General features: G+C 70.5%; 16 protein-coding genes and 1 pseudogene. 11 read left to right on the forward strand and 6 right to left on the reverse strand.

Features of this window, described 5'->3' with window-relative positions; genetic code table 11:
* Positions 1-6: 6 nt before the first annotated feature.
* Genes zwf through pgl form a run of 3 tightly spaced genes read left to right on the forward strand, consistent with a single transcriptional unit; the run spans position 7 to position 3,400 of the window.
* Positions 7-1,659 carry a glucose-6-phosphate dehydrogenase gene (zwf, locus tag ACWD3H_RS08240; RefSeq protein WP_451954486.1) on the forward strand — a complete coding sequence of 551 codons (1,653 nt, stop codon included), beginning with the start codon at positions 7-9 and terminating at the stop codon, positions 1,657-1,659.
* A complete protein-coding gene (locus tag ACWD3H_RS08245; protein WP_355553218.1) occupies positions 1,660-2,571 on the forward strand; it encodes a glucose-6-phosphate dehydrogenase assembly protein OpcA in 912 nt (303 codons plus the stop codon).
* 55 nt (positions 2,572-2,626) lie between these two features.
* Entirely contained in the window at positions 2,627-3,400 is a 774-nt protein-coding gene (pgl, locus tag ACWD3H_RS08250; protein WP_451954487.1) for a 6-phosphogluconolactonase, read from the forward strand.
* Between the two features lie 290 nt (positions 3,401-3,690).
* On the opposite strand, the gene add is transcribed toward pgl, so the two are convergent.
* Positions 3,691-4,725: an adenosine deaminase gene (add, locus tag ACWD3H_RS08255; protein ID WP_355553212.1), complete on the reverse strand. Its 1,035-nt coding sequence runs from the start codon at positions 4,723-4,725 to the stop codon at positions 3,691-3,693.
* A gap of 188 nt (positions 4,726-4,913) precedes the next feature.
* Between add and ACWD3H_RS08260 the strand changes: the two are divergent.
* A pseudogene (locus tag ACWD3H_RS08260) lies at positions 4,914-5,369 on the forward strand (Clp protease N-terminal domain-containing protein); the annotation flags it as partial.
* Positions 5,370-5,702: 333 nt separating this feature from the next.
* Here the strand turns inward: ACWD3H_RS08260 and ACWD3H_RS08265 are convergent.
* Positions 5,703-6,734 carry a GNAT family N-acetyltransferase gene (locus tag ACWD3H_RS08265; RefSeq protein ID WP_355625370.1) on the reverse strand — a complete coding sequence of 344 codons (1,032 nt, stop codon included), beginning with the start codon at positions 6,732-6,734 and terminating at the stop codon, positions 5,703-5,705.
* 177 nt (positions 6,735-6,911) lie between these two features.
* On the opposite strand from ACWD3H_RS08265, the gene ACWD3H_RS08270 reads away from it, so the two are divergent.
* From ACWD3H_RS08270 to ACWD3H_RS08285, 4 genes are all read left to right on the forward strand, one after another.
* The gene (locus ACWD3H_RS08270; RefSeq protein WP_451954488.1) at positions 6,912-8,312 is read left to right on the forward strand and encodes an NAD(P)/FAD-dependent oxidoreductase; all 1,401 of its coding nucleotides are present in this window, start codon (positions 6,912-6,914) and stop codon (positions 8,310-8,312) included.
* Between the two features lie 155 nt (positions 8,313-8,467).
* The gene (locus ACWD3H_RS08275; RefSeq protein WP_451954489.1) at positions 8,468-10,081 is read left to right on the forward strand and encodes an amidohydrolase; all 1,614 of its coding nucleotides are present in this window, start codon (positions 8,468-8,470) and stop codon (positions 10,079-10,081) included.
* A 21-nt stretch (positions 10,082-10,102) separates the two neighbouring features.
* A complete protein-coding gene (locus tag ACWD3H_RS08280) occupies positions 10,103-10,909 on the forward strand; it encodes an MBL fold metallo-hydrolase (protein ID WP_451954490.1) in 807 nt (268 codons plus the stop codon).
* Positions 10,910-10,948: 39 nt separating this feature from the next.
* Positions 10,949-12,202 carry an MFS transporter gene (locus tag ACWD3H_RS08285; RefSeq protein WP_451954491.1) on the forward strand — a complete coding sequence of 418 codons (1,254 nt, stop codon included), beginning with the start codon at positions 10,949-10,951 and terminating at the stop codon, positions 12,200-12,202.
* Positions 12,203-12,327: 125 nt separating this feature from the next.
* Here the strand turns inward: ACWD3H_RS08285 and ACWD3H_RS08290 are convergent, their stop codons facing one another.
* The 3 genes from ACWD3H_RS08290 to ACWD3H_RS08300 form a co-directional block, all read right to left on the reverse strand.
* Positions 12,328-14,283, reverse strand: coding sequence for a Xaa-Pro dipeptidyl-peptidase (locus tag ACWD3H_RS08290; RefSeq protein ID WP_451954492.1), 1,956 nt, complete (start codon positions 14,281-14,283; stop codon positions 12,328-12,330).
* Positions 14,284-14,539: 256 nt separating this feature from the next.
* Positions 14,540-15,460 (reverse strand): hypothetical protein, encoded by a 921-nt coding sequence (locus ACWD3H_RS08295; RefSeq protein ID WP_451954493.1) that lies wholly within the window; start codon positions 15,458-15,460, stop codon positions 14,540-14,542.
* Positions 15,461-15,851: 391 nt separating this feature from the next.
* Positions 15,852-16,295, reverse strand: coding sequence for a hypothetical protein (locus tag ACWD3H_RS08300; protein WP_451954494.1), 444 nt, complete (start codon positions 16,293-16,295; stop codon positions 15,852-15,854).
* A 201-nt stretch (positions 16,296-16,496) separates the two neighbouring features.
* Between ACWD3H_RS08300 and ACWD3H_RS08305 the strand changes: the two genes are divergently transcribed.
* Both ACWD3H_RS08305 and ACWD3H_RS08310 read left to right on the forward strand, forming a co-directional pair.
* Positions 16,497-19,361, forward strand: coding sequence for an AfsR/SARP family transcriptional regulator (locus ACWD3H_RS08305; protein WP_451954495.1), 2,865 nt, complete (start codon positions 16,497-16,499; stop codon positions 19,359-19,361).
* Between the two features lie 340 nt (positions 19,362-19,701).
* Positions 19,702-19,974, forward strand: a complete 273-nt coding sequence (locus tag ACWD3H_RS08310) for a GlsB/YeaQ/YmgE family stress response membrane protein (protein WP_350954554.1) — start codon at positions 19,702-19,704, stop codon at positions 19,972-19,974.
* Positions 19,975-20,196: 222 nt separating this feature from the next.
* Here ACWD3H_RS08310 and ACWD3H_RS08315 read toward each other — a convergent pair whose 3' ends face one another.
* A complete protein-coding gene (locus tag ACWD3H_RS08315; RefSeq protein ID WP_451954496.1) occupies positions 20,197-20,937 on the reverse strand; it encodes an SDR family oxidoreductase in 741 nt (246 codons plus the stop codon).
* A gap of 86 nt (positions 20,938-21,023) precedes the next feature.
* Between ACWD3H_RS08315 and ACWD3H_RS08320 the strand changes: the two genes are divergently transcribed.
* Positions 21,024-21,626 (forward strand): TetR/AcrR family transcriptional regulator, encoded by a 603-nt coding sequence (locus ACWD3H_RS08320; protein WP_451954497.1) that lies wholly within the window; start codon positions 21,024-21,026, stop codon positions 21,624-21,626.
* Positions 21,627-21,686 lie beyond the last annotated feature (60 nt).

The following is a 21,686-nucleotide window of genomic DNA, read 5'->3' on the forward strand; positions in this document are numbered from 1 at the left end:
GTTCGAATGAGCAAGGAGAACTCCCAGCCCCAGGCCGACCGGCCTCGGGCCGAGGAGCTCACCACCACGGGCACCGCGCACGAGGGGGCGGTCACCACGGCCACCGCCGCCTCGACCGCCGGCATCACCGATGCCCTGATCGAGTCCAACCCGCTGCGCGACCCGCGCGACAAGCGCCTGCCGCGCGTGGCGGGGCCGTGCGTGCTGGTGCTGTTCGGCGTGACCGGCGACCTGGCACGCAAGAAGCTGCTACCGGCGATCTACGACCTGGCGAACCGGGGGCTGCTGCCCCCGGGCTTCTCCCTGGTCGGCTTCGCCCGCCGGGACTGGGAGGACCAGGACTTCGCGCAGCTGACCCACGACGCCGTCAAGGAACACGCGCGCACGCCGTTCCGCGAGGAGGTCTGGAAGCAGCTGTCGGAGGGCATCTTCTTCTGCCGCGGCGAGTTCACCGACGACGGCGCCTTCGACGCGCTGGCGATGATGCTCAAGGAGATCGACGAGACCCGGGGCACCGGCGGCAACTACGGCTTCTACCTGTCGGTACCGCCGAAGTTCTTCCCCGTCGTGGTCCAGCAGCTGAAGCGGACCGACCTGGCGGACGGTCCCAAGGGCTCCTGGCGCCGGGTGGTGATCGAGAAGCCGTTCGGGCACGACCTGCGGAGCGCCCAGGAGCTCAACGCGATCACCAGCGCGGTCTTCCCGGAGAGCTCGGTGTTCCGCATAGACCACTACCTGGGCAAGGAGACCGTCCAGAACATCCTGGCGCTGCGGTTCGCCAACAACCTGTTCGAGCCGATCTGGAACCGGGGTTATGTCGACCACGTGCAGATCACGATGGCCGAGGACATCGGCATCGGCGGCCGGGCCGGCTACTACGACGGCATCGGCGCGGCGCGCGACGTGATCCAGAACCACCTGTTGCAGCTGCTGGCCCTGGTCGGCATGGAGGATCCGACGTCGTTCGGAGCCGACTCGCTGCGCAGGGAGAAGGAGAAGGTCCTCAAGGCGGTGCGGCTGCCGTCGGACCTGTCGCTGACCACCGCGCGCGGCCGTTACGGGGCCGGCTGGCAGGGCGGCGAGCCGGTCATCGGCTACACGCAGGAGGAGGGCATCCCGCCCGACTCGATCACCGAGACCTACGCCGCCATCAAGCTGGAGATCGCCAACCGGCGTTGGGCGGGGGTGCCGTTCTACCTGCGCACCGGCAAAAGGCTCAGCCGCCGGGTCACCGAGGTGGCCGTGGTGTTCCAGCGCGCGCCGCACCTTCCGTTCAGCAAGGACGACACCGAGATACTCGGGCAGAACGCCCTGGTCATCCGGGTGCAGCCGGACGAGGGCATCACTGTGCGGTTCGGTTCCAAGGTTCCGGGCACCGCCATGGAGGTCAGGGACGTCTCGATGGACTTCGCCTACGGCGAGTCGTTCATGGAGTCCTCCCCCGAGGCCTACGAGCGGCTGCTGCTCGACGTGCTGATCGGCGACCCGCCGCTCTTCCCGCACCAGCGCGAGGTCGAGCTGTCCTGGAAGATCCTCGACCCGATCGAGGACTTCTGGAGCACCCAGGGCCCGCCGGAGGAGTATCCCGCGGGCACCTGGGGGCCGGCCTCGGCCGACGAGATGATGGCCCGTGACGGGCGCGTCTGGAGGCGGCTTTAGATGACCAGCTTCATGCTCAGCGGCACGACCGCCTCGAAGATCTCCTCCCAGCTCACCCACCTGCGCCACCAGATGGGCACCCCGGCCGTCGGCATGGTGCTGACCCTGGTGGTGGTCTGTGGCGAGAGCGACCAGTACGACGCGGTCCGGGCGGCGACCGAGGCGGCCAGGGAGCACCCCTCCCGGATACTGGTCGTCATTCCTCGCGACCCGAACGAGCCCAACCGGCTCGACGCCGAGATCCGGTTCGGCGAGTCGACCCCGGGCGAGGTGATACTGCTCCGTCTGTACGGGGAGCTGACCAGGCACGCCGACTCGGTGGTCAGCCCGCTGCTGCTCACCGACACCCCGGTGGTCGCCTGGTGGCCCAGCGACTGCCCCGAGGTCCCGGCCGCGGATCCGATCGGCATGCTGGCCCAGCGCCGCATCGTCGACGCGCGGTCCGCACCCGACTCGGTCAAGGCGATCGCCGGCCGGGCCCGCGGGTACGTGCCCGGCGACACCGACCTGGCCTGGACCCGGCTGACGACGTGGCGGAGCCTGCTGGCCGCCGCGTTCGACCAGCCGGTGGCCAAGGTCAAGCGGGGCACCGTGGAGGCCGTGCCCGGCCATGCCAGCGCCCTGCTGCTGGCGGCCTGGCTCGGTGAGCGCCTCGGCGCGCCGGTGAAGGTCTCCGACTCTCCCGGCCCCGGCCTGACCGCCGTCAAGCTGGTCTCGGGCGACGGCGACATCACCATCACCCGGGGCGACGGCCGCCTGGCCATGCTCTCGCGTCCCGGCCAGCCGGACCGCCGGGTCGCGCTGGCCCGGCGCCCGACGTCGGACCTGCTCGCCGAGGAGCTGCGGCGGCTGGACCCCGACGAGATCTACGCGGCCGCGATCCAGCGGCTCGCCCGGACCCGCAAGTCCTGAGCCGTGAGCGCCCCGCGGCCTGCCGCGGGGCGCCTTTCCTTGAAAGAGAAGTTCCGTGAGCGTTCCCACTGTGATCATCCATCGCGACGCCGACGTGCTCGCCAAGGCCGTCGCCGCCCGGGTGGTCATCCGTGCCATCGACGCCCAGGCGGCCAAGGGCTCGGCCCAGCTGGTCCTGACCGGCGGCACCGTCGGCCTCGCCACCCTCGCCGAGATCGCCGCCTCCCCGGCCAGGGACGCCGTCGACTGGCGCAAGGTGGACATCTGGTGGGGCGACGAGCGTTTCCTGCCGGCCGGTGACGCCGAGCGCAACGAGACCGGCGCCCGCAAGGCCCTGCTGGACCACATAGACCTCGACCCCGAGCGGGTGCACGTGATGCGCGGCCCCGACTCGGGCATGACCGCCGAGGAGTCGGCCGACGCCTACGCCGAGGAGCTCCGCCGGGCCTCGCGCCCCGAGGACCACGGCCCGGCGCCGTCGTTCGACCTCATGATGCTCGGCATGGGCCCGGACGGCCATGTGGCCTCGCTCTTTCCCGGCATGCCCGCCCTGTACGACACCCGCCCGGTGGTGGCGGTGCACGGCTCGCCCAAGCCGCCGCCCACTCGCATCTCGCTGACGATGCCGGTCATCCAGGGCTCCCGCGACGTGTGGGTGATCGCCGCCGGTGAGGAGAAGGCGAGAGCGGTGCGGCTGGCACTGTCGGACTCGGGAACGATGCAGGTCCCCGCGGCCGGTGCCCGAGGCAGCCGGCGAACCCTCTTCCTGCTGGACCGGGCCGCCGCCTCCAAGATCCCCTCCTCCCTGGGCCGGATCTCCTCCCCCTGAGCCCGGCCCCTCGCTTTCGCCTTGGTCCGGCCCGCGTCGACCATCATGGTCACGGTGTGCGATTCACTGATTACCGTTACGGTGGCCCTCGGTCCGCGACGGGGCCGCACGAACACTGCGGAATGGAGGGGACGGTGGCCGAACCATCCGACGTCACGCCGATGCCCGCCGAGCAGTTCGACGAGCCGGACGAGGCGCCCGTGCTCCGCGAGGCCGCGCGGCGACGGCGCGCCTATCGCGAATCGACATGACCTGACGATCGTGATCTTCGAGATGGCCGTCATGGGCGGTCAGGGTGCCGTCCCGGAGGGCTGGGCGGTGAGAGCGTCGATCTCGTCGAGGATCTCCTTCTTGCCCGCCGGGTCCATGGACGAGGCCTCGACGGCGTTGCGGGCCAGAGCGGCGAGGGTGGCGCGGTCCAGGCCCAGGTGTTCGGCGGCGGTACGGTACTCGCCGCTCAGGGTGGTGGCGAACATGGGCGGGTCGTCGCTGTTGAGGGTGACGAACAGGCCCTCCTCGATCATGCGGGGCAGCGGGTGCTCCTCGATGCGGGCGACCTGGCCGGTGCAGACGTTGGAGGTGGGGCAGACCTCCAGCGGGATCTGTGTCTCGCGCAGGTGGGCGACCAGGCGGGGGTCCTGCACGCAGGCGATGCCGTGGCCGATCCGCTCGGCGCCCAGGTGGTCGAGGACCTCCCAGATGGTCTCCGGGCCGCTCATCTCGCCCGCGTGCGGCAGGCTGCGCAGCCCGGCGGCGGTGGCGGCGCGGAAGGCGTCCCGGAAGGCGTCGCGATATTTCGGACGCTCCTGTTCGATCCCGGCCAGCCCGAAACCTACCAGCTCCTGGGGAGGTTCTCCGAGCGCGTGGTCCAGGGTGAACCGGGCCGCCTCGACGCCGTACTCGCCGGGGATGTCGAAGACGTACGCCATCCGCACGCCGTGCTCCTCACGGGCACGCCGGGCGGCCAGGTCGAGTGCCTCGGTGACCTCCCGCATCGGCATGCCCATGACGTGGTGCGCGTACGGGGTGACGGTCAGCTCGACGTAGCGCCCGTTCTGCCGGGCCAGGTCCGCGGCCAGGCCGAGCACCAGGGTCGCCACGTCCTCGGGCTCCCGGACCAGGGCGTTGATCGCCTGGTAGATCTCGGCGAAGTGCGGGAAGTCACGGAATTTGTAGAAGGCGAGCAACTCCTCCTCGGTCGTGGGAACGCCCCCGCCGGGGTGGCGGCGGGCGAGTTCCAGCACGGTGGCGGGCGAGGCGGAGCCGATCAGGTGGACGTGGAGCTCGACCTTGGGGAGGGCGTCGATGAACGTGTCGATCGTCATGCGGGCGACCCTACGCACGCCACACCCGGGTTTAAAAGTCATTTACCCTGAATCTAACAGTAAAATGTACGATTACGGCGGCGAATGCCGGGCGGCGCGAGAATTTCACCGGAGCTTTTCCTCCCGCTCACCGGACGTCTGGCGCATAGTGGGGGCAAGCACCTCGACACCCCTCACGGAGGCTCCCAGTGTTCGAGCGCTTCACCGACCGTGCCCGCCGTGTCGTGGTCCTGGCCCAGGAGGAGGCCCGGAGACTCGGCCACGACCACATCGGCACCGAGCACATCCTGCTCGGCCTGGTCCTTGAGCAGGACGGCGTCGCCGGCCGCGCCCTGCGGGCCCTGGACATCGAAGGCGAGCGGGTCAGGAACGACGTGGAGGAGATCATCGGCAGGGGTGAGGAGACCCCCGGCAGTCACATCCCCTTCACCCCGCACGCCAAGAAGGTGCTCGAACTGTCGCTGCGGGAGGCACTCGGCCTGCACCACACCTACATCGGCACCGAGCACATCCTGCTCGGTCTGATCCGCGAGGGCGAGGGCGTGGCCGCCCGGGTACTGGCCGGGCAGGGGGCGCACCTGGACGCCGTACGCGCCCAGGTGATCACGCTGCTCGGGCAGCGCGGCCCCGACCGCGTGGTGACCACCGAGGAGGGCTTTCCGGTGATGGGCGCGTCACTCTCGGCCAGACTGGAGCGCATCCAGGAGAGCCTGGACCGGATCGAGCGCAGGCTGGACGCCATCGACGCCGCTGACGCGCCCCGCGAGCCCGGCCCACCAAAGGAGCAGGCTCCCTGAGAACCCTCCCGCAGAACCGGGTAGGGCACACGCCCGCTAGGCGGGGTCAGAGAGGGAACCGCCCGCACCCGCCCTCGTGAAAGGGCATGGGAGCCCGCCCTCGTGAGAGGGCATGAGAGTGGGCCCTCCCCGCTTCGGGAGCCCTGAGCGATCCCGAAACGGGGAGGCCGAATGATGGGTTCAACTCGGGGATGCCGTCGCCATCACTCCCACGGCCAGCCTGGCTTCCACCACGCCGGGGTCCTCGGTGTAACTCAGGGTCGCGCCAAGTGAGACCAGGAGCCTGCGCATGCGCACGTTGTCGGAGAGCAGGGTGGCTCTGACCTCGGCGAAGCCCAGGTCCCGGGCCTGGCCGACGAGCATCTGGGCCAGGGACGCGCCCAGTCCCCTGCCCTGCCAGCGGTCCTCGACCAGGAAGGCCATCTCGGCGATGCCGGGGTCGGGGGTGAACATCAGGTTGGCGAGGCCGACGACCTGGCCGTCGTGCCCGGCGACGATGGAGTGACCCTTCGTGCGGTCGCAGAGCCGGTCGAAGACCTTCGGCGGCAGCAGGGGCATCGCGGTGAAGTAGCGGAACCTGCGGGCCTCGGGCGAGCAGCGGTCGTGCAGGTCGCGTACGGCCTCGCGGTAGAGCCGGGTGAGCGGGCGGACCTGGACCTCGACGCCGTCGGAGAGCGTGATGTCGCGGTCGGTGCCGGACTGCTCGACGGGGGGCTGCGCCAGCCGCACGAAGGAGGCCGCGCGGGCGGCCTCGGTCAGGGTGAAGGGCAGCTCGGCCCGGCGCACCCTGATCGCGCGGCGCGGGGCCACGGGCACGGTGAGCAGCGTGGGGTCCGGGAGATCGCTCATCTCGGCACCGTAGACCCAGCGGGAGTCGTCGGCGCGCAGCAGTTCCCCAAGCAGCTCGGGCAGGCGCCAGGGTGTCGTACGCAGCCGGGAGGCGAGCAGGAGCACGCGGGTGGGCTCGTCCGTCAACTCGTGCGCGGTGGCGGGGACGACCAGGACCTCGCGTCCACCGGCCGCCTCCAGGGCCTCGCGCACCGCCTCGGCACCGGCGGGGATGTCCGTGACGAACTCGTCGACCGTGCCGTCCGCGTCGGTCTGGACGCTCAGACCCAGGATGTTGCCGCCCTTGGCGGCGAGCGCGGCGGCCAGCGAGGCGAGACGCCCCGGCCGTTCGTCAACGGTAGTACGAATCCTCAGAAACCCCATCAGAATGCTCCCTCTGTCGGGAGATAGCCTTACCTGACCCTGTTACGGGACTGCTACACATGAGTGAGCCTGCCGTTACATCTAGCGGATCACTCATTACGTGGCAGGACTGCTTTTCTGCAACGGTTTCCGTTGACAGGCGCATCACAATAGACGGATATAGCAGGATATGAGGCCATGAGCACGCGTGTTCCCCTGGCTGGGGATTTCGTCAACGGAGACGTCTCCTTCTGGTACCGCTCCCTCGGCATCCCCACGGCCGGCACTCCCCTCGGCGGCGACCTCGACGCCGACGTGGCCATCGTCGGCGCCGGCTACACCGGCCTGTGGACCGCCTACTACCTGAAGAAGGCCAGCCCCACCCTGCGGGTCGTGGTGCTGGAGAAGGAGTTCGCCGGCTACGGCGCCTCAGGGCGCAACGGCGGCTGGCTGGTCGGCGAGCTGGCGGGCACCCCCGAGCGCTACGCCAGGACGCACGGCGCGGACGCGGCCAAGCGGCTGCAGCGAGTGATGTTCGAGGCGATCGACGAGGTCATCACGATCGCCGAGGACGAGAACATCGACGCGGACATCGTCAAGGGCGGCGTCACCACGGTCGCCACCAACGCCGCCCAGGACCGGCGGCTGCACCGGTTGCTCGCCCACGAGCGCCACTGGGGCTGGACCGAGGATGACGTGCGGCTGCTCGATCCGGCGGAGCGGGAGGAGCGCCTGCGGGTGGCCGGCGCGGTCAGCGCGATCTGGAGCCCGCACTGCGCCAGGATCCAGCCCGCCAAGCTGGCCCGCGGCCTGGCCCAGACCGTGCGGGACCTCGGGGTGAAGATCTTCGAGCGCACCCCGGTCACCGAGATCGCCCCGCGCGAGGCCCGCACGCCGCACGGCACGGTCCGCGCCGACTACGTCATCCGCGCCACCGAGGGTTTCACCGCCGAGCTGAAGCAGTACCACCGCGCCTGGCTGCCGATGAACAGCTCGATGATCGTCACCGAGCCGCTGGGCGGGCTGTGGGACGAGATCGGCTGGGAGGGCCACGAGCTGCTCGGCGACATGGCGCACTACTACATGTACGCCCAGCGCACCGCCGACGGCCGGATCGCGTTCGGCGGGCGCGGCAAGCCCTACCTCTACGGCTCCCGGGTGGACGAGCGGGGCCGCACCCACGAGTGGACGATCGAGGCGCTCTGGGAGTTGCTGACCAGGATGTTCCCCGCGGTCAGGGCCTCGAAGGTGGCGCACGCCTGGTCCGGGGTGCTCGGCGTGCCGCGCGACTGGTGCGCCACCGTGCACGTCGACCACGCCACCGGCATCGGCTGGGCGGGCGGCTACACCGGCCACGGGGTGACCACGACCAACCTCGCCGGCCGTACCCTACGCGACCTGATCCTGCGCGAGGACACCGAGCTCGCCTCCCTGCCCTGGGTGGACCGCAAGGTGCGGGGCTGGGAGGTGGAACCGCTGCGGTGGATCGGCGTGCACACCATGTACGACCTCTACCGGCGGGCCGACGCCAGGGAGAAGGCGGGGCTCGGCCGCACCTCGGTGCTGGCCCGCGTCGCCGACTCCATCACCGGACGCTGAGCGCCGGGGAAGACGGCCCCGGACGCCGGACGGCGGCGGGCGCCCGGAGAAACTCACCCTGGACCTCGGCCGGTCGAGCGTGCAGTGTAGGTGATCAAGCGGCATCCCGGGGGCGTCAGCGACCTCCGGGCCACCGACAGAAGGATGGTGCAACAGTGAGCGACCTGCTCTTCCTGGGCGGCCGGGTCTTCCTCGCCACCGACGCCTTCGCCGAGGCGGTGCTGGTCCGTGACGGCCGGATCGCCGCCGTAGGCACGGAGTCCGACGTCGTACGGCTGGCCGCCCCCGGCCACGAGGTCGTCGACCTGGACGGCCGCCTGCTGACCCCCGGGTTCACCGACGCGCACATCCACCCGGTGCAGGCCGGCCTGGAGCGGGCCAGGTGCGACCTGTCCGAGGTCTACGGCCTGCCGGAGTACGTGGAGAAGATCGTCGCCTACGCGGACTCCCACCCCGGCCACGAGTGGATCGACGGCGGCGGCTGGGACATGTCGGCCTTTCCCGGCGGCCTCCCGCACCGCTCCCAGCTCGACGTCGTCGACCGCCCGGTCTATCTGATCCAGCGCGACCACCACGCCGCCTGGGTCAACAGCCGGGCGCTGGAGCTGGCCGGGATCACCCGCGACACCCCCGACCCGGCCGACGGCAGGATCGAGCGCGACGCCGACGGCACGCCGAGCGGTGTACTGCACGAGGGCGCGATGGACCTGGTCGGCCTGCTCACCCCCCGTCCCAGCGCCCGGGACATGCACGAGGCGCTGCTGGCGGCCCAGGACCATCTGTTCTCCCTCGGCGTCACCGGCTGGCAGGACGCCATCGTCGGCTCCTACGCGGGCTACGACGACCAGCTGTCCACGTACGTCTCGGCGGCGGCCTCCGGCGCGCTGCGGGCCCGCGTCGTGGGCGCGCTGTGGTGGGACCGGACGCGCGGCGCCGAGCAGATCCCCGAGCTGCTGGAGCGGCGCGAGTCGGCCACGGGCCTGGAGCGGTTCCGCGCCACCTCGGTGAAGATCATGCAGGACGGCATCGCCGAGAACTTCACCGCCGCGGTGATCGAGCCCTACTGCCGCTGCGGCGGCACCGGCCTGTCGTACGTGGAGCCGGCGCTGCTGAAGGAGTGCGTCGCCGAGCTGGACCGGCACGGCTTCCAGGTCCACTTCCACGCCATCGGTGAGCGGGCGGTCCGCGAGGCGCTGGACAGCTTCGAGGGGACCGACCCGGCCAACCGGCACCACATCGCGCACCTGCAGATCGTCGAGCCCTCCGACGTGCCGCGCTTCGCCGAGCTCGGCGTGACCGCCAACCTGCAGCCGCTCTGGGCCACCCACCACGCCCAGATGGACGAGCTGACCCTGCCGTTCCTGGGCGAGAAGCGCTCCGGCTGGCAGTACCCGTTCGCCGACCTGCTGCGCTCGGGCACCCGCTTCTGTGCGGGCAGCGACTGGCCGGTCTCCAACCCCGACCCGATCCAGGGCCTGCACGTGGCCGTCAACCGCACCGAGCCGCCCAGCTCGGTGCACGCGGACTACCCGACGGCACAGACTCCGTTCCTGCCCGGCCAGCGCCTGGATCTGGCCACCGCGCTGACCGCCTACACCGCCGGCTCGGCCCGGATCAACCACGACGACGACGCGGGGACCGTCGTCCCCGGCAACCGCGCCGACCTGGTCGTCCTGGACCGCGACCCGTTCACCGAGCCGCAGACCGAGATCTGGCGGACGAGGGTCGCGATGACCTTCGTCGGCGGCGAGCAGGTCTACCGGCGCTGACCCGGTCGAAGGAGTTCCGAAGTGAACGATCTGCCCATCTGCGTCACCTGCGGGGTCCAGTACGCCGCGGCGCGGGATGACTGCCCGATCTGCGAGGACGAGCGGCAGTACGTCGGCTGGGAGGGCCAGCGCTGGACCTCCCTCAACGAGCTACGCGAGAGCGGACACAGGCCGCACCTCGCCGAGGAGGGCACCGGGGTCGTCGGCATCGGCACCGACCCCGCCACCGCCATCGGGCAACGCGCCCTGCTGGTCCGCACCCCCGCCGGCAACGTGCTCTGGGACATGGTCAGCCACCTCGACGACGAGCTGATCAGGCAGGTCGGCGAGTTCGGCGGGATCGACGCCATCGCGATCAGCCACCCGCACTTCTACGGCTCGATGGTCGAATGGGCGCACGCCTTCGACGCGCCGATCCACCTGCACGCGGCCGACCGCGCCTGGGTGGCCCGCCCCGACGAGTCGGTGCTCTTCTGGGAGGGCGACACCCACGAGATCCTCGAAGGAGTGACGCTGGTCAACGCGGGCGTGCACTTCGACGGCGGCCAGGTCATGCACTGGCGCGACGCCGAGGACGGCCGGGGTGCGCTGTTCTCCGGCGACATCCTCCAGGTGGTGGCCGACCGCCGCTGGGTCAGCTTCATGTACAGCTACCCCAACCTGATCCCCGAACGCCCCGCCACGATCCGCCGCGCCCTGTCGCTCCTGGAGCCGTACGCCTTCGACCGCGTCTACGGCGGCTGGTGGAAGCGGATCGTGCACACCGACGGCGCCGAGGCCGTCCGCCGCTCCGCCGACCGCTATCTCTCCTTCGTCCTGGACGATTAACCGCTGGAAAAGATCGCCAAGGTGAGGGATAGTCCCCTGGTGCCGGGATCAGAGGAAGCAGAGAACGTGCGCCCGCTGTGGCGGGACCGGAACTTCAACGTCTTCTGGGTCTCCCAGACGCTCTCCGTCGCCGGGGACTCGTTCGCCTACATCGCCATCCCGCTGCTGGTGCTGAACGTGACCGGGTCGGTCGCGCAGATGGGCCTGCTGACGGGCGTGGCCGGTGCCGCGTCGGTCGGTGCCGGGATCTTCGCCGGGATCCTGGCCGACCGGCTCGACCGGCGGACCCTGCTGATCTGCTGCGACCTCGCCCGCCTGGTGCTGTACGGGCTCGTCCCGATCGTCTGGGCGTTCGGCCCGCAGGTCTGGCTGCTCTACGTGGTGCTGCCGCTCAGCGAGGCGATCGGGATGGTCTTCCAGGTCACCTACGTGACCGCGGTGCGCAACCTGGTGGAGGGAGACCGCATCACCGAGGCCAACGGCCGGCTCTACGCGACCGCCGCGGCGGCCGGTGTCGGCGGCCCACTGCTCGCCGGGGTGGTCTCCGGACAGTTCGGCCCGACCGCGGCGATCGCCATCAACGCGGCGAGCTTCGCGCTGTCGGCGGCGGGCCTGTACTTCGTCCGGTTCAAGCGACCCGAGGCCGGCGCGCCCGCGCCGCCGCGCCAGCGGCCCTGGCAGGAGTTGCTGGCCGGTGCCCGGTTCCTCTGGCGGCACCCGGTGCTGCGCTCCCTGACGATCCTGCTCTCCTTCTTCATCTTCTTCACGCTCGGCATGACCGACGTCCTGATCTACCACCTCAAGCACGATCTGGGCCACTCCGACGGCACCGTCGGCACGGTCCTCGCGGTCGCCGCGGCCGGCACGATCGCCGGAGCCGTGCTCGTGGCGCCCGTCCGCCGCAGGCTCGGTTTCGGCGTCACCTGGATCGGCGCCCTCGCGACCAGCGGGCTCGCCATGGCGTGCGTCGGCCTCTCCGGCCGCGTCCCGGTGATCGCCGCCCTGATGGCCGTCTACCTCTGCGGCGTCAGCGTGGCCGGGATCTGCTCGATGTCCCTGCGCCAGCAGGTGACCCCGGACCATCTGCTCGGCCGCGTCACCTCGGCGTTCTGGACGATCCACTTCTCCCTCGGCCCGGTGGGCGCGGCCGTCCTGACCTGGGGTGCGGGCGGCTACGGCGTCACCGTGATCTGCCTCCTGGCCGGCACCGCCTGCCTGCTGATCGCGACGATCGCGCTCTTCACCCCCATCCGCCGCCCCGCCCCCGAGCACTCCGCGCCCACCACCTCATGAGGCCGGAGCATCCGGCGGTGAAAGGTCATTCGGTGTGGTCGCCTCGGCGGGCTGATCCATGAGCGTAGGCCGAGTTTCCGGCACCCACCGGCTGAGCGGGCCGCTCAGCCGGTGGGTGCCCGGGGTCAGCTGTTCGCCGCGGTGAACGCGGCCGCCCCGCCGACGAGCGGCAGCATGACCGTGCTCTTCGTCGTGTCGAGGTGCAGCGTCGCGCCGGGGGTGGGCCGGATGGTGTACTCGTAGTCGCTCGACAGCAGCACGATGCCGATGCGGTGTCCCGCCGCGAACACGTAGTCATGCGGCTGCATGTCGAAGTCGAGGCGGTACGGGCTGCCCGGCTTGACCGGTTCGGTCTTCGAGATCGACTTACGGTTCTGCGGATCCACCCAGCCCCGGGTGATGATCTTCGCCTTGCCGTTCTGGTCGTAGTCGACGAGCAGCGCCGTGACGTTCGCGGCCGGCTGCCCGAAGGACATCCGCAGTGATACCTGCGGCGTGCCGCTGAGCCGGACCGCACCGGTCAGCGTCCCCGACTTGTAGGCCAGGCGGTTGGGAGACGTCACGGCGTCGGCGAGGGTCAGCGCCCGCTTCGACGCGTCGTCGACGATCGTCTCGGTCACCGGCTTGCCCAGGCGGGTCTTGTCGCCGGTGAGGACACCGGCGGTGCCGTCCGTGCTGGGCGCCAGGTTGAGCTCGGTGGCGGCCGCGGCCGGTTCGGGCCACTCGGGGTATTCCACCAGCGTCCTGTCCTCGCGCTGGATCAGCGCCCGCTGGTCGTTCTCCACGCCGTTCTCCTGGCCCCACAGGTAGCGGGTGAACCAGCGGTTGAGCACGTTGACGCTCGGGGAACCGCCATGCCCGCCCTGGTGCAGATAGATCTTGTGCGGCACCCCGCGCGCCTTGAGCGCCTCGTACCACTGCGCGGCGTGCTTGGTCTTGACGTTCCAGTCGTTGAGCCCGTGCGCGACCAGCGTCGCGGCGCGGACCTTGTCGACGTCGTTCATGTAGTTACGCTCGTCCCAGAAGGCGCTGTAGTCGCCGGTGACCCGGTCCTGCGCCTTGGCGAGCTCCTCGATGACGCTTCGGCAGATCTGCTTGTTCGCGCGGGTGTGGACGTACTCCGCGAGCACGTCGGCGTCCTCGCCCTGGTAGCCGCCCGGGGCGACGACGGCGCCGTTCGCGCGGTAGTAGTCGTACCAGCTCGAGATCGCCGAGATCGGCACGATGGCCTCAAGGCCCTCGACACCGGTGCTCGCGACCGCGTTGGGCAGGGTGCCGTTGTACGACGTGCCGATCATGCCGACCTTGCCGGTCGTCCACGTGGCATTGACCTCCCTGCCGGTGGCGTCGTAGGCCTTCGCGCGCCCGTTCAACCAGTCGACGACCGCTTTCGCGCCGATGGTCTCGTTGCGCCCACCGGTGGTCGGACAGCCGTCGGACTTACCACTGCCCAGCGACTCGGCATGGACCACCGCGAAACCGCGAGGCAGCCAGTTGGACTCGTGACTGGTGCTGATGGCGGGCTGCGGGCCGGTGCCCGTGACGGCCTCGTCACCGTCGGCCACGCCTGCCACGCCGGCGGCGGCCAGCCGCTCGTCGGTCGCCGGATCCTTCACCGAACCACCGCGGTTCATCCAGCCCTTGCCCGGACGGAGTGCCTCGTGGAGCTCGTGATCGACGTTGTGGTTCGTGACCGGGTTGCCGCCGGCGTAGTAGGGGCTGACCTCGTACACGACGGGCGACTTCAAACCGGCCGTCTCCGTCTCCCGGAGCCGGGTGACCTCGGCGTGCACCCGGTCGTTGCGTCCGTCGCCGTCACTGTCGATCGGGGTCTCGACCCACACCTCCTCGCGGATCCAGTCGTTGCGGTTCGTCGAGAACACCGGCTGGGCCATGCCGTCCGTGAAGACCGGTCCGACGGAGGGGTCGGCGGCCGCGCTGACGGGGGCCGAGGTCGCCGCGACCCCGGCGAAGGTCATGGTGGCGGCGAGACCCAGCGCCGCGGCGCCGCGGCGTGCCGCCCCCGGGCTACGGAGGGCGGTTGGTGCCCCAAGACCCGTCACCAGGCGTGTTATAGACATCGACAAACCTTCCCGAACAATCAGTGCGGGGCGGGAAAAGGCCCCAACCAAAGTTCAAGGGACAGTAAAGGCTGTCCCAAGAAGGCTTGATGTTATGGGCAGGAAGTACGAAATGTCTATGGATGGGCACCCTGTCTTGATCACCACAATTTCGACATATATCGAGCTAGATCTCGGCGGCTCGAACACCACACGTCGAGATCCGGGACCCGGTGGCGCGCCTGGGACCGCGTGCGGCCCGCCTTCCTGTTCGACCTCAGTTGGCACAGGGTGCATCGCTGATGCGGGAGAGATCCAGGACGGTGTAGCGCGTGGCAGAGGCCTCCCAGATCAGGAGTGACATTTCGGGTGTCGCAGCGCCGTACCTGATCTTGTCCCGGACGGCCTCGGTCTCGGCACGGCCAGGGGGGCCGAGGAGTGCTTTCCGCCGGGTGCAGCGGTCGTACAGCTGGAACGGGGGGCCGAACTTGTTGTCTCCGGTGGCCGAGGGAAGACCGAAGAGAACGAATCGGTCTCGGATCGGGGGCAGCAGGCCCAGAGCGAATCCCGGGACGATCGTACGCCCGGAGCCGTCCACTCGCTGTATGACAGTCCTCGTGAGTTCACGGGGCGGAGCGTCGGCTCGTCCGACACACCATATGGATCCGCAGTACGGCCCCTCGACGTCGTCCAGGCGCCGCGCCTTGTTCTCCTGGTGGGTGACCAGATTGACGATGCTCTGCCGCTGCATGTCGTAGGCCCAGGGCCAGGAGGTGACGCGGAGAGCCCGCCCGGGGAGCACCTGCTTGGGCTCACCTCCGGTAAGGGGGACATGCCATACGCCGTCGAACCCCCACCAGAGTGCGAGATCGTCAGTGATCTGAAAGCCTCTGGAGTAGTCCTGCCCGTTGGCAGGCAGTCGGGTCACCATCTTCATGGGGCCGCCCGCTCGGGGCATGACCCACAGTTCCATGTGGCGTTCTCCGTCGTACCGCGGGTCAGGTTTCTTCTCGCCCTGAACCAGTAAGGCCACCTGTTCCGCGTTGACAGCCGAGCGTTTGATTTCAAAACACTCCTCGCAGGCTGCCCACTCCGGCGCCGTGGCGAGGACGGTCTGCCGTCCTGTTCGGACGTTGAAGCTCAGGAGTGCCGGACGATGCTCAGACGTCGTCAGGAGAGCCGTGTCCTTGCCGAGCATCGCCAGGGGAACCACCGAGCGGCCGTTCTTGAGCTTTCCGGGCACCGTGATGAGCGCTTCCGGCCACACGCCGCCGGCAGGTGCCGACGGCTCCTCGGGAAGCCCTGCGGACCATTCCGGTGGTTGTTGTGACGTGCAGGCGGTCCCCGCCCCGGCAAGAATCAGCGACAGAGCCAGAATGAACCGTCTCACACCAGGCTGGGGCTTCACTTGGTGTCAGACGGATCAACGGCGGGGACGGTTCCAGCCAGAACACCCGGACCATCCGCGCCCGCCGGCTCCAGATCACCCTCACCCCTGATATCCCGAGGCCGTCCGCCACCCCGAGCTCAGACCTGCGGGCGGCACCTCCGACCCGGTGATCGGGAGTGCCGCCCGCCAGGCGGGACGATCAGCCGCGCAGGCCCTTCAGGCAGCCGTAGACGGCCACGGCCAGCACCGCCTCCGGATCGGTCAGGTCTCCGCCGAACTTGTTCCAGACCTCGGCCACGGCGCCGGTGGCGCACCTGCCCGCCTTCCACCACGCCCACTCACCGGCGGCCTTGGCCGCGTCGACGATCTGACGCCAGAACCTCTTGACGAATGCCAGGACCGCGCTCCAGGAGCGGGGGGCGTCCTGGAACTCCTCGTCGGGGAAGCGGTACTCGTCCTCCGGGTCGCTGCTCACCAGCGACACCGCCATGGAGTAGACGGTCTCCTCCGAGACGCCCGCGGCCTGTGCCACGGCGGTGAGCTCCCGAGAGAACGAGGCCGCGTCGGCGGTAGCGGGGGCGGCGGTGAGCATCACCGCCGCCGCGATCACCGCCGCCACGATCCCGGTTACACGTTTGAACATGAAGTGCCCTTCCTGTGATGTGAGGATCAGCCGGGCACGTACGCCCCGCCGTCACCGCACACCGTGCCGCGAGCCACTCACTCGCCGCTCACCTGACGGTCACCCCCCAGGACCTGTCACACCAGGCGCTCGTCACGTATCCGGGGCGCACTTGACGTGCACGCCTGATCACTGAGAGAAATATTGTGATTACATTGGGTGATGAAAACGGCAGGCTCGGGTTTCGAGTTCAGGGTTCTGGGGCCGTTCGAGGTGCTGCGGGACGGTGTTCCCGTGCCGATCCGGGCGGCCAAGCTGCGGACGTTGCTCGTGTCACTGCTGCTCGACGCCAACAAGACGGTCCCCGTCGAGACGCTGATGGACCACCTGTGGGGAGAGGCCCCGCCCGGCGGTGCCAGGAACACCCTGCAGAACTACGTGCTGCGCTGCCGGCACCTGCTGGGGTGCGCCGGGGATGACGGTCCCCTGCTGACCTGCCCGCGCGGCTACCTGCTCAGGGTGGACGGCGACCGGCTCGACCTGCACCGCTTCGACACCCTGACCAGCCGCGCCAGGGCCGCGGCCGCGGCCGGCTCCATGGCGGCGGCGTCGGCGCTGCTGGGAGAGGCACTGCGATCGTGGCGCGGGGAACCGCTGCAGGACATCCCGTCGGAGACGCTGCGACGGGAGGTCGCGCCCGTGCTGGCCGAGCGCAGGCTGGACGCGCTCCAGTCCCGCATCGAGGCCGACCTGGCGCTGGACCGCCACGAGGAGGTGCTCCCCGAGCTGCGGAGGCTGACCACCGCACATCCGCTCCGGGAGCGGTTCTGGGCACAGCGGATGCTGGCGCTGTACCGGTCGGGACGCCAGGCCGAGGCCCTGCGCTGCCACCACTCCGTCAGGGAGATCCTCGCCGAGGAACTCGGCGTCGATCCCGGCATGGAACTGCGGGAGTTGCACCAGCGGATTCTCAACAACGATCCCGCACTCACCGCCAAGGGCCCCTCCGGCAATCTCCCCAGCGAGATGACGACCTTCGTGGGCAGGGAACGGCAGCTCACCGACGCCGGGCGGCTACTGGAGACCAGCCGCCTGGTCACGCTGACCGGGGTGGGCGGGGTGGGCAAGACCCGGCTGGCGCTGCGGCTGGCCGCACAGGTGTCGCCCGCCTTCCCTGACGGGGTGTGGATCGCCGACCTCGCCCCGCTGACCGAGCCCGAACTACTCGACCGGACGGTGGCGCAGGCTCTCGGAATCCGCGACCAGTCCGCGCGCCCCTGCGTGGACATCCTGACCGAGCATCTGCGTGACAGCAGGACGTTGCTGGTGCTGGACAACTGCGAGCACATGGTGAAGGCGGCGGCGACGTTGGTGACCGCGCTCCTGCGCGCGGTGCCCGGTCTGCGGGTGCTGGCCACCAGCCGGCAGCGGCTCGGCGTCCAGGGCGAGCACGTCCTGCCGGTACCACCCCTCGCCGTACCGCCCATGACGCCGGTGAGTGAGGACGTCGAGCCGCCGCTGACCCGCTACGAGGCGGTGACGCTGCTGGCCGACCGCGCCGCGGCCTCGGCCCCGGACTTCCGGATCACGCGACACAACCGCGGTGTCGTCGCGCAGCTGTGCGGGCGGCTGGACGGTGTCCCGCTGGCCATCGAGCTGGCGGCGGTCCGGCTGGGGACGCTCTCGGCAGAGGAGATCCTCGACCGGCTCGACGACCGGTTCCGGCTGCTGGCCGACAACGACGCCGGGAACGTGCCCCGCCATCACCGGACTCTGGGAGGCGTCGTCGGCTGGAGCCACGACCTGTGCACCGAGCACGAGCGGCTGCTCTGGGCACGGCTGTCGGTCTTCTCCGGCGGGTTCGACCTGGAGGCGGCCGAGGTGGTGTGCTCCGGTGCGGGCATCGACCGCCACGACGTCATCGACGTTCTGGCGGCCCTGGCGCACAAGTCGATCCTGGTCGTGAGCACCCGGGGCGGCAGGACGCGTTACAGCCTGCTGGAGACCATCCGCCAGTACGGCAGGCAGCGTCTGGTCGGCCTCGGTCAGGAGAGCGCGGTGCGGCGACGCCACCGTGACCACTACCGGAGCACCGTCGCACGGGCCGCGGCCGACTGGTGCGGCCCCCGCGAGGTCGAGTGGCTGTCGCGGCTGCGGCAGGAACTGCCGAACCTCCGGACGGCACTGGACTTCTGCGTCACCGAGCCCGGCGAGGCCCGGAGCGGGCTGGAGATCACCGCCAACCTCACCCGGACCCGGTTCTGGTTCTTCAGCAGCACCATCGGCGAGGGCCGCCACTGGCTGGAGCGCGGGCTCGCGCTCTCTCCGCGCCCGCCGGACCCGCTCCAGATCGGCGCGGTGGCCCTGGCCGCCTGGATCGCCCTCTGCCAGGGCGACAAGCGGGGCGCCGAGGAGTTCCTGACCCGCTGTCGCCGCCTGACCTCGCGGTTCCCCGATGGTGACGCCCCCGCCACCGTCACCTACGTCGAGGGCGCCCACGCGCTGCTCATCCACGGCGATCCGCGGTCCATCCCGCTGCTGGCGGAGGCGAGGGACCGGTTCCTGGCGGACGGCGCGACCGGTGACGCCCACATGGCGACGATGCTCTGGGCCATGGCCTGCGCCTTCCTCGGGGACCGGGATACCGCCGTCGCCGCCGGTGACGCCTACCTGGCCGACGCCGAGGCACACGGCGGGGCCTGGGCCCACTCCTGGGGGCTGTGGGGCCTCGGTCTCGCGGAGTTGCGGCACGGCGACCTGGTACGGGCCGCCGCGCTTTTCCGCGACTCGCTGCGCCGCCAGCACGACATCGACGACCGCTGGGGGCCCGTGTGGGGCCTTGAGACGCTCGCCTGGACCATCGCCGCCGCCGGCCGGCACGACCACGCCGCCGAACTGCTCGGCGCCGCGCACCGGTTGCGGCGCACGACCGGGGTGGCGCTCATCGGGCTTCGACCGTTTCACGACGCCCACGCCGAGGCCGACCGCCTGGTACGGCATGCACTCGGTACGCGCGCCTATACCGCGGCCTTCGAGCGGGGGGCCAGGCATGAGAATGTCACCGGCCTCACCTGCGTGCCCCCATGACGAGGTCCCGCCCACCCGCGCGGGCCCCCGCCTGACCTGACCGCCGCCGGTTTGAGCTGTCAGCCGTTCGCTGATTCCCGATGTTCGTCGGTGAGAATCGGCGAACCACCGCGTTGCCGTTGTCCCCGTAGGTGCCGGCCCTGTGCCCCTGCAGCCGAACCTTGACCCCCGGCCGTTCCCCCAGGTCTCGGTGACGCAGATGGATCCGGAGACCGAACCCTTGGAGTCCCACTCCGCGTCACGGGCCAGGGGAACCACGGGAGGAGCGGGGTCGTTGGACGAGGTGATCGACTCATCGTCTTCGGCCGATACGGCCGGCGGTCCCCCTTGGGAGTTCGACATGGCAGTGACCGGCATCATCTCCGCCCTCATCGTCGGCATCGTGATCGGAGCACTCGGTCGTCTGGTGGTCCCGGGACGCCAGTCCATCCCGATCTGGCTGACCATCGTGATCGGCATCGTCGCCGCGTTCATCGGCACCGCCATCGCCACGGTGCTGGGGGTGGCCGACACCCGGGGAATCGACTGGATCGAACTAGGCCTCCAGGTCGCGGTGGCCGCCGGCGGCGTGGTGACCGCGGTGAAGATGTACGGCAGGCGGCAGATCCGCTGACCTGTTCCGGGCGCCCCGCCCCGTCTCTCCCACCGGCTCACGTTCACCGGGCCCGGCAGCAGGGCTCCGCAGCGAGGACCTCGGACCGGTGAGGGGATTCCGCCCTCGCACCAGCGGGGGCCGAGCAGGTCCTTCAGGCCGATCCCGCGGTAGAACTCGGCGCGAACCCGGTCACCGACGGCGTTGACCACCTCGGCGCCGCCGTCTGTCCGAATGTCGAGTTCAGATGATTCCGCCGTTGACCCGGAGCACCTGGCCGTTGACCCAGCGGGCGGGGCCCGCCAGGAAGGCCACGGCCTCGGCGATGTCGGCGGGCCGGCCCAGCCGCTCCAGTGGCGGCTGGGCGGCCATCCTGGCGACGGTCTCCTCGTCCTTTCCCTTCAGGAAGAGGTCGGTGGCGGTGGGCCCGGGGGCGACGGTGTTGACGGTGATGTCCCTGCCACGCAGTTCGCGGGCCAGGATGAGGGTCAGGCCCTCGACGGCCCCCTTGGACGCGACGTAGGCGCCGTACCCGGGAAGGGCCAGCCCGATGACCGAGGTGGAGAAGGTGATCAGGGCACCCCCTCGGCGCAGCCGCCGTGCGGCCTGCTGGGCGACGGCGAAGGTGCCGCGTACGTTGACGCGCAATATGCGGTCCAGCACGTCCAGGTCGAGCTCGGCGAGCGGGGTGGGCGGGTTCATGATCCCGGCGGCGTGGACCACCACGTCGACGCCGCCGAAGGTCCGTTCTGCGGCGTCGAAGAGCGCGGCGACCGCCTCGGTGTCGCCGACGTCGGCGCGGACGGCGAGTGCCTGACCGCCCTTGCCGACGACCTCCTGGACCGCGGCCTGCCCCTCGGCGTCGTTGCTCGCGTAGTTGACCACGACGGCGTATCCGTCGGCGGCAAGCCGGTCCACGACCTGGCGTCCGATGCCGCGTGAGCCTCCGGTGACGATGGCGACGCGGGCTGCCGTGCTGCTCATGATCGTTCACTCCTCCAGGAATTTATGTACACTATGTACATACATGGCTATAGACACAATGTCCATATATTTCCTGGAGGTAGTCGGTGACGCAGTCCCCCGAACCCGTCCGGCGCGGACGCGGACGCCGGCCGGCCGCCGAGGTGCGACGTGAGATCCTGCGTGCGGCCGGCGAACTCCTGCTCACCGAGGGGATGGCCGCCTTCACCATCGAGAAGGTCGCGGCGCTGGCGGGGGCGAGCAGGGTGACGCTCTACAAGTGGTGGCCCTCCAAGGGGGCGCTGGCGCTCGACGGCTACTTCGACGCCGTCGGCCCCACCCTGGCCTTCCCCGACACCGGCGACATCGCCGCCGACCTCACCGCGCAGCTGCGGGCCTTCGTCCACCTGATGCGCGACACCCGGGCCGGGCGCGTGATGCCGGAGCTCGTCGGCCACGCCCAGACCGACCCCGAGCTGTCGGCGCTCCTTCGCGAGCGCTACTCGGCACCGCGCAGAGCACTCGCCGTCGAGGCACTGGAGCGCGCCAAGCAGCGCGGGCAGCTACGCGAGGACGTCGACCCCGAGGTGGTCGTCGACCAGCTCTGGGGCGCCTGCTACCACCGCCTCCTCATCCCCGACCAGCCCCTCACCGACGAGTTCGCCGAGGCCCTCGTCAGGAACCTGCTGGCCGGGATCGGCCGCCGATGACCCGTCTCCCCGTCCGGTCCGAAGCTCCTGAGTCGGCTTCTCAGCCCTGAAGGACTCCGT

It is taken from the genome of Streptosporangium sp. NPDC002607 (assembly GCF_053592655.1).

Excerpts from the sequence above, each read along its gene's own strand:
- zwf (WP_451954486.1), top strand. The coding sequence starts at position 7 with ATGAGCAAGGAGAACTCCCAGCCCCAGGCCGACCGGCCTCGGGCCGAG.
- ACWD3H_RS08245 (WP_355553218.1), top strand. The coding sequence starts at position 1,660 with ATGACCAGCTTCATGCTCAGCGGCACGACCGCCTCGAAGATCTCCTCC.
- add (WP_355553212.1), bottom strand. The coding sequence starts at position 4,725 with ATGACGATCGACACGTTCATCGACGCCCTCCCCAAGGTCGAGCTCCAC.
- ACWD3H_RS08265 (WP_355625370.1), bottom strand. The coding sequence starts at position 6,734 with ATGGGGTTTCTGAGGATTCGTACTACCGTTGACGAACGGCCGGGGCGT.
- ACWD3H_RS08270 (WP_451954488.1), top strand. The coding sequence starts at position 6,912 with ATGAGCACGCGTGTTCCCCTGGCTGGGGATTTCGTCAACGGAGACGTC.
- ACWD3H_RS08290 (WP_451954492.1), bottom strand. The coding sequence starts at position 14,283 with ATGTCTATAACACGCCTGGTGACGGGTCTTGGGGCACCAACCGCCCTC.
- ACWD3H_RS08295 (WP_451954493.1), bottom strand. The coding sequence starts at position 15,460 with ATGCTCGGCAAGGACACGGCTCTCCTGACGACGTCTGAGCATCGTCCG.
- ACWD3H_RS08300 (WP_451954494.1), bottom strand. The coding sequence starts at position 16,295 with ATGTTCAAACGTGTAACCGGGATCGTGGCGGCGGTGATCGCGGCGGCG.
- ACWD3H_RS08305 (WP_451954495.1), top strand. The coding sequence starts at position 16,497 with ATGAAAACGGCAGGCTCGGGTTTCGAGTTCAGGGTTCTGGGGCCGTTC.
- ACWD3H_RS08310 (WP_350954554.1), top strand. The coding sequence starts at position 19,702 with ATGGCAGTGACCGGCATCATCTCCGCCCTCATCGTCGGCATCGTGATC.
- ACWD3H_RS08315 (WP_451954496.1), bottom strand. The coding sequence starts at position 20,937 with ATGAGCAGCACGGCAGCCCGCGTCGCCATCGTCACCGGAGGCTCACGC.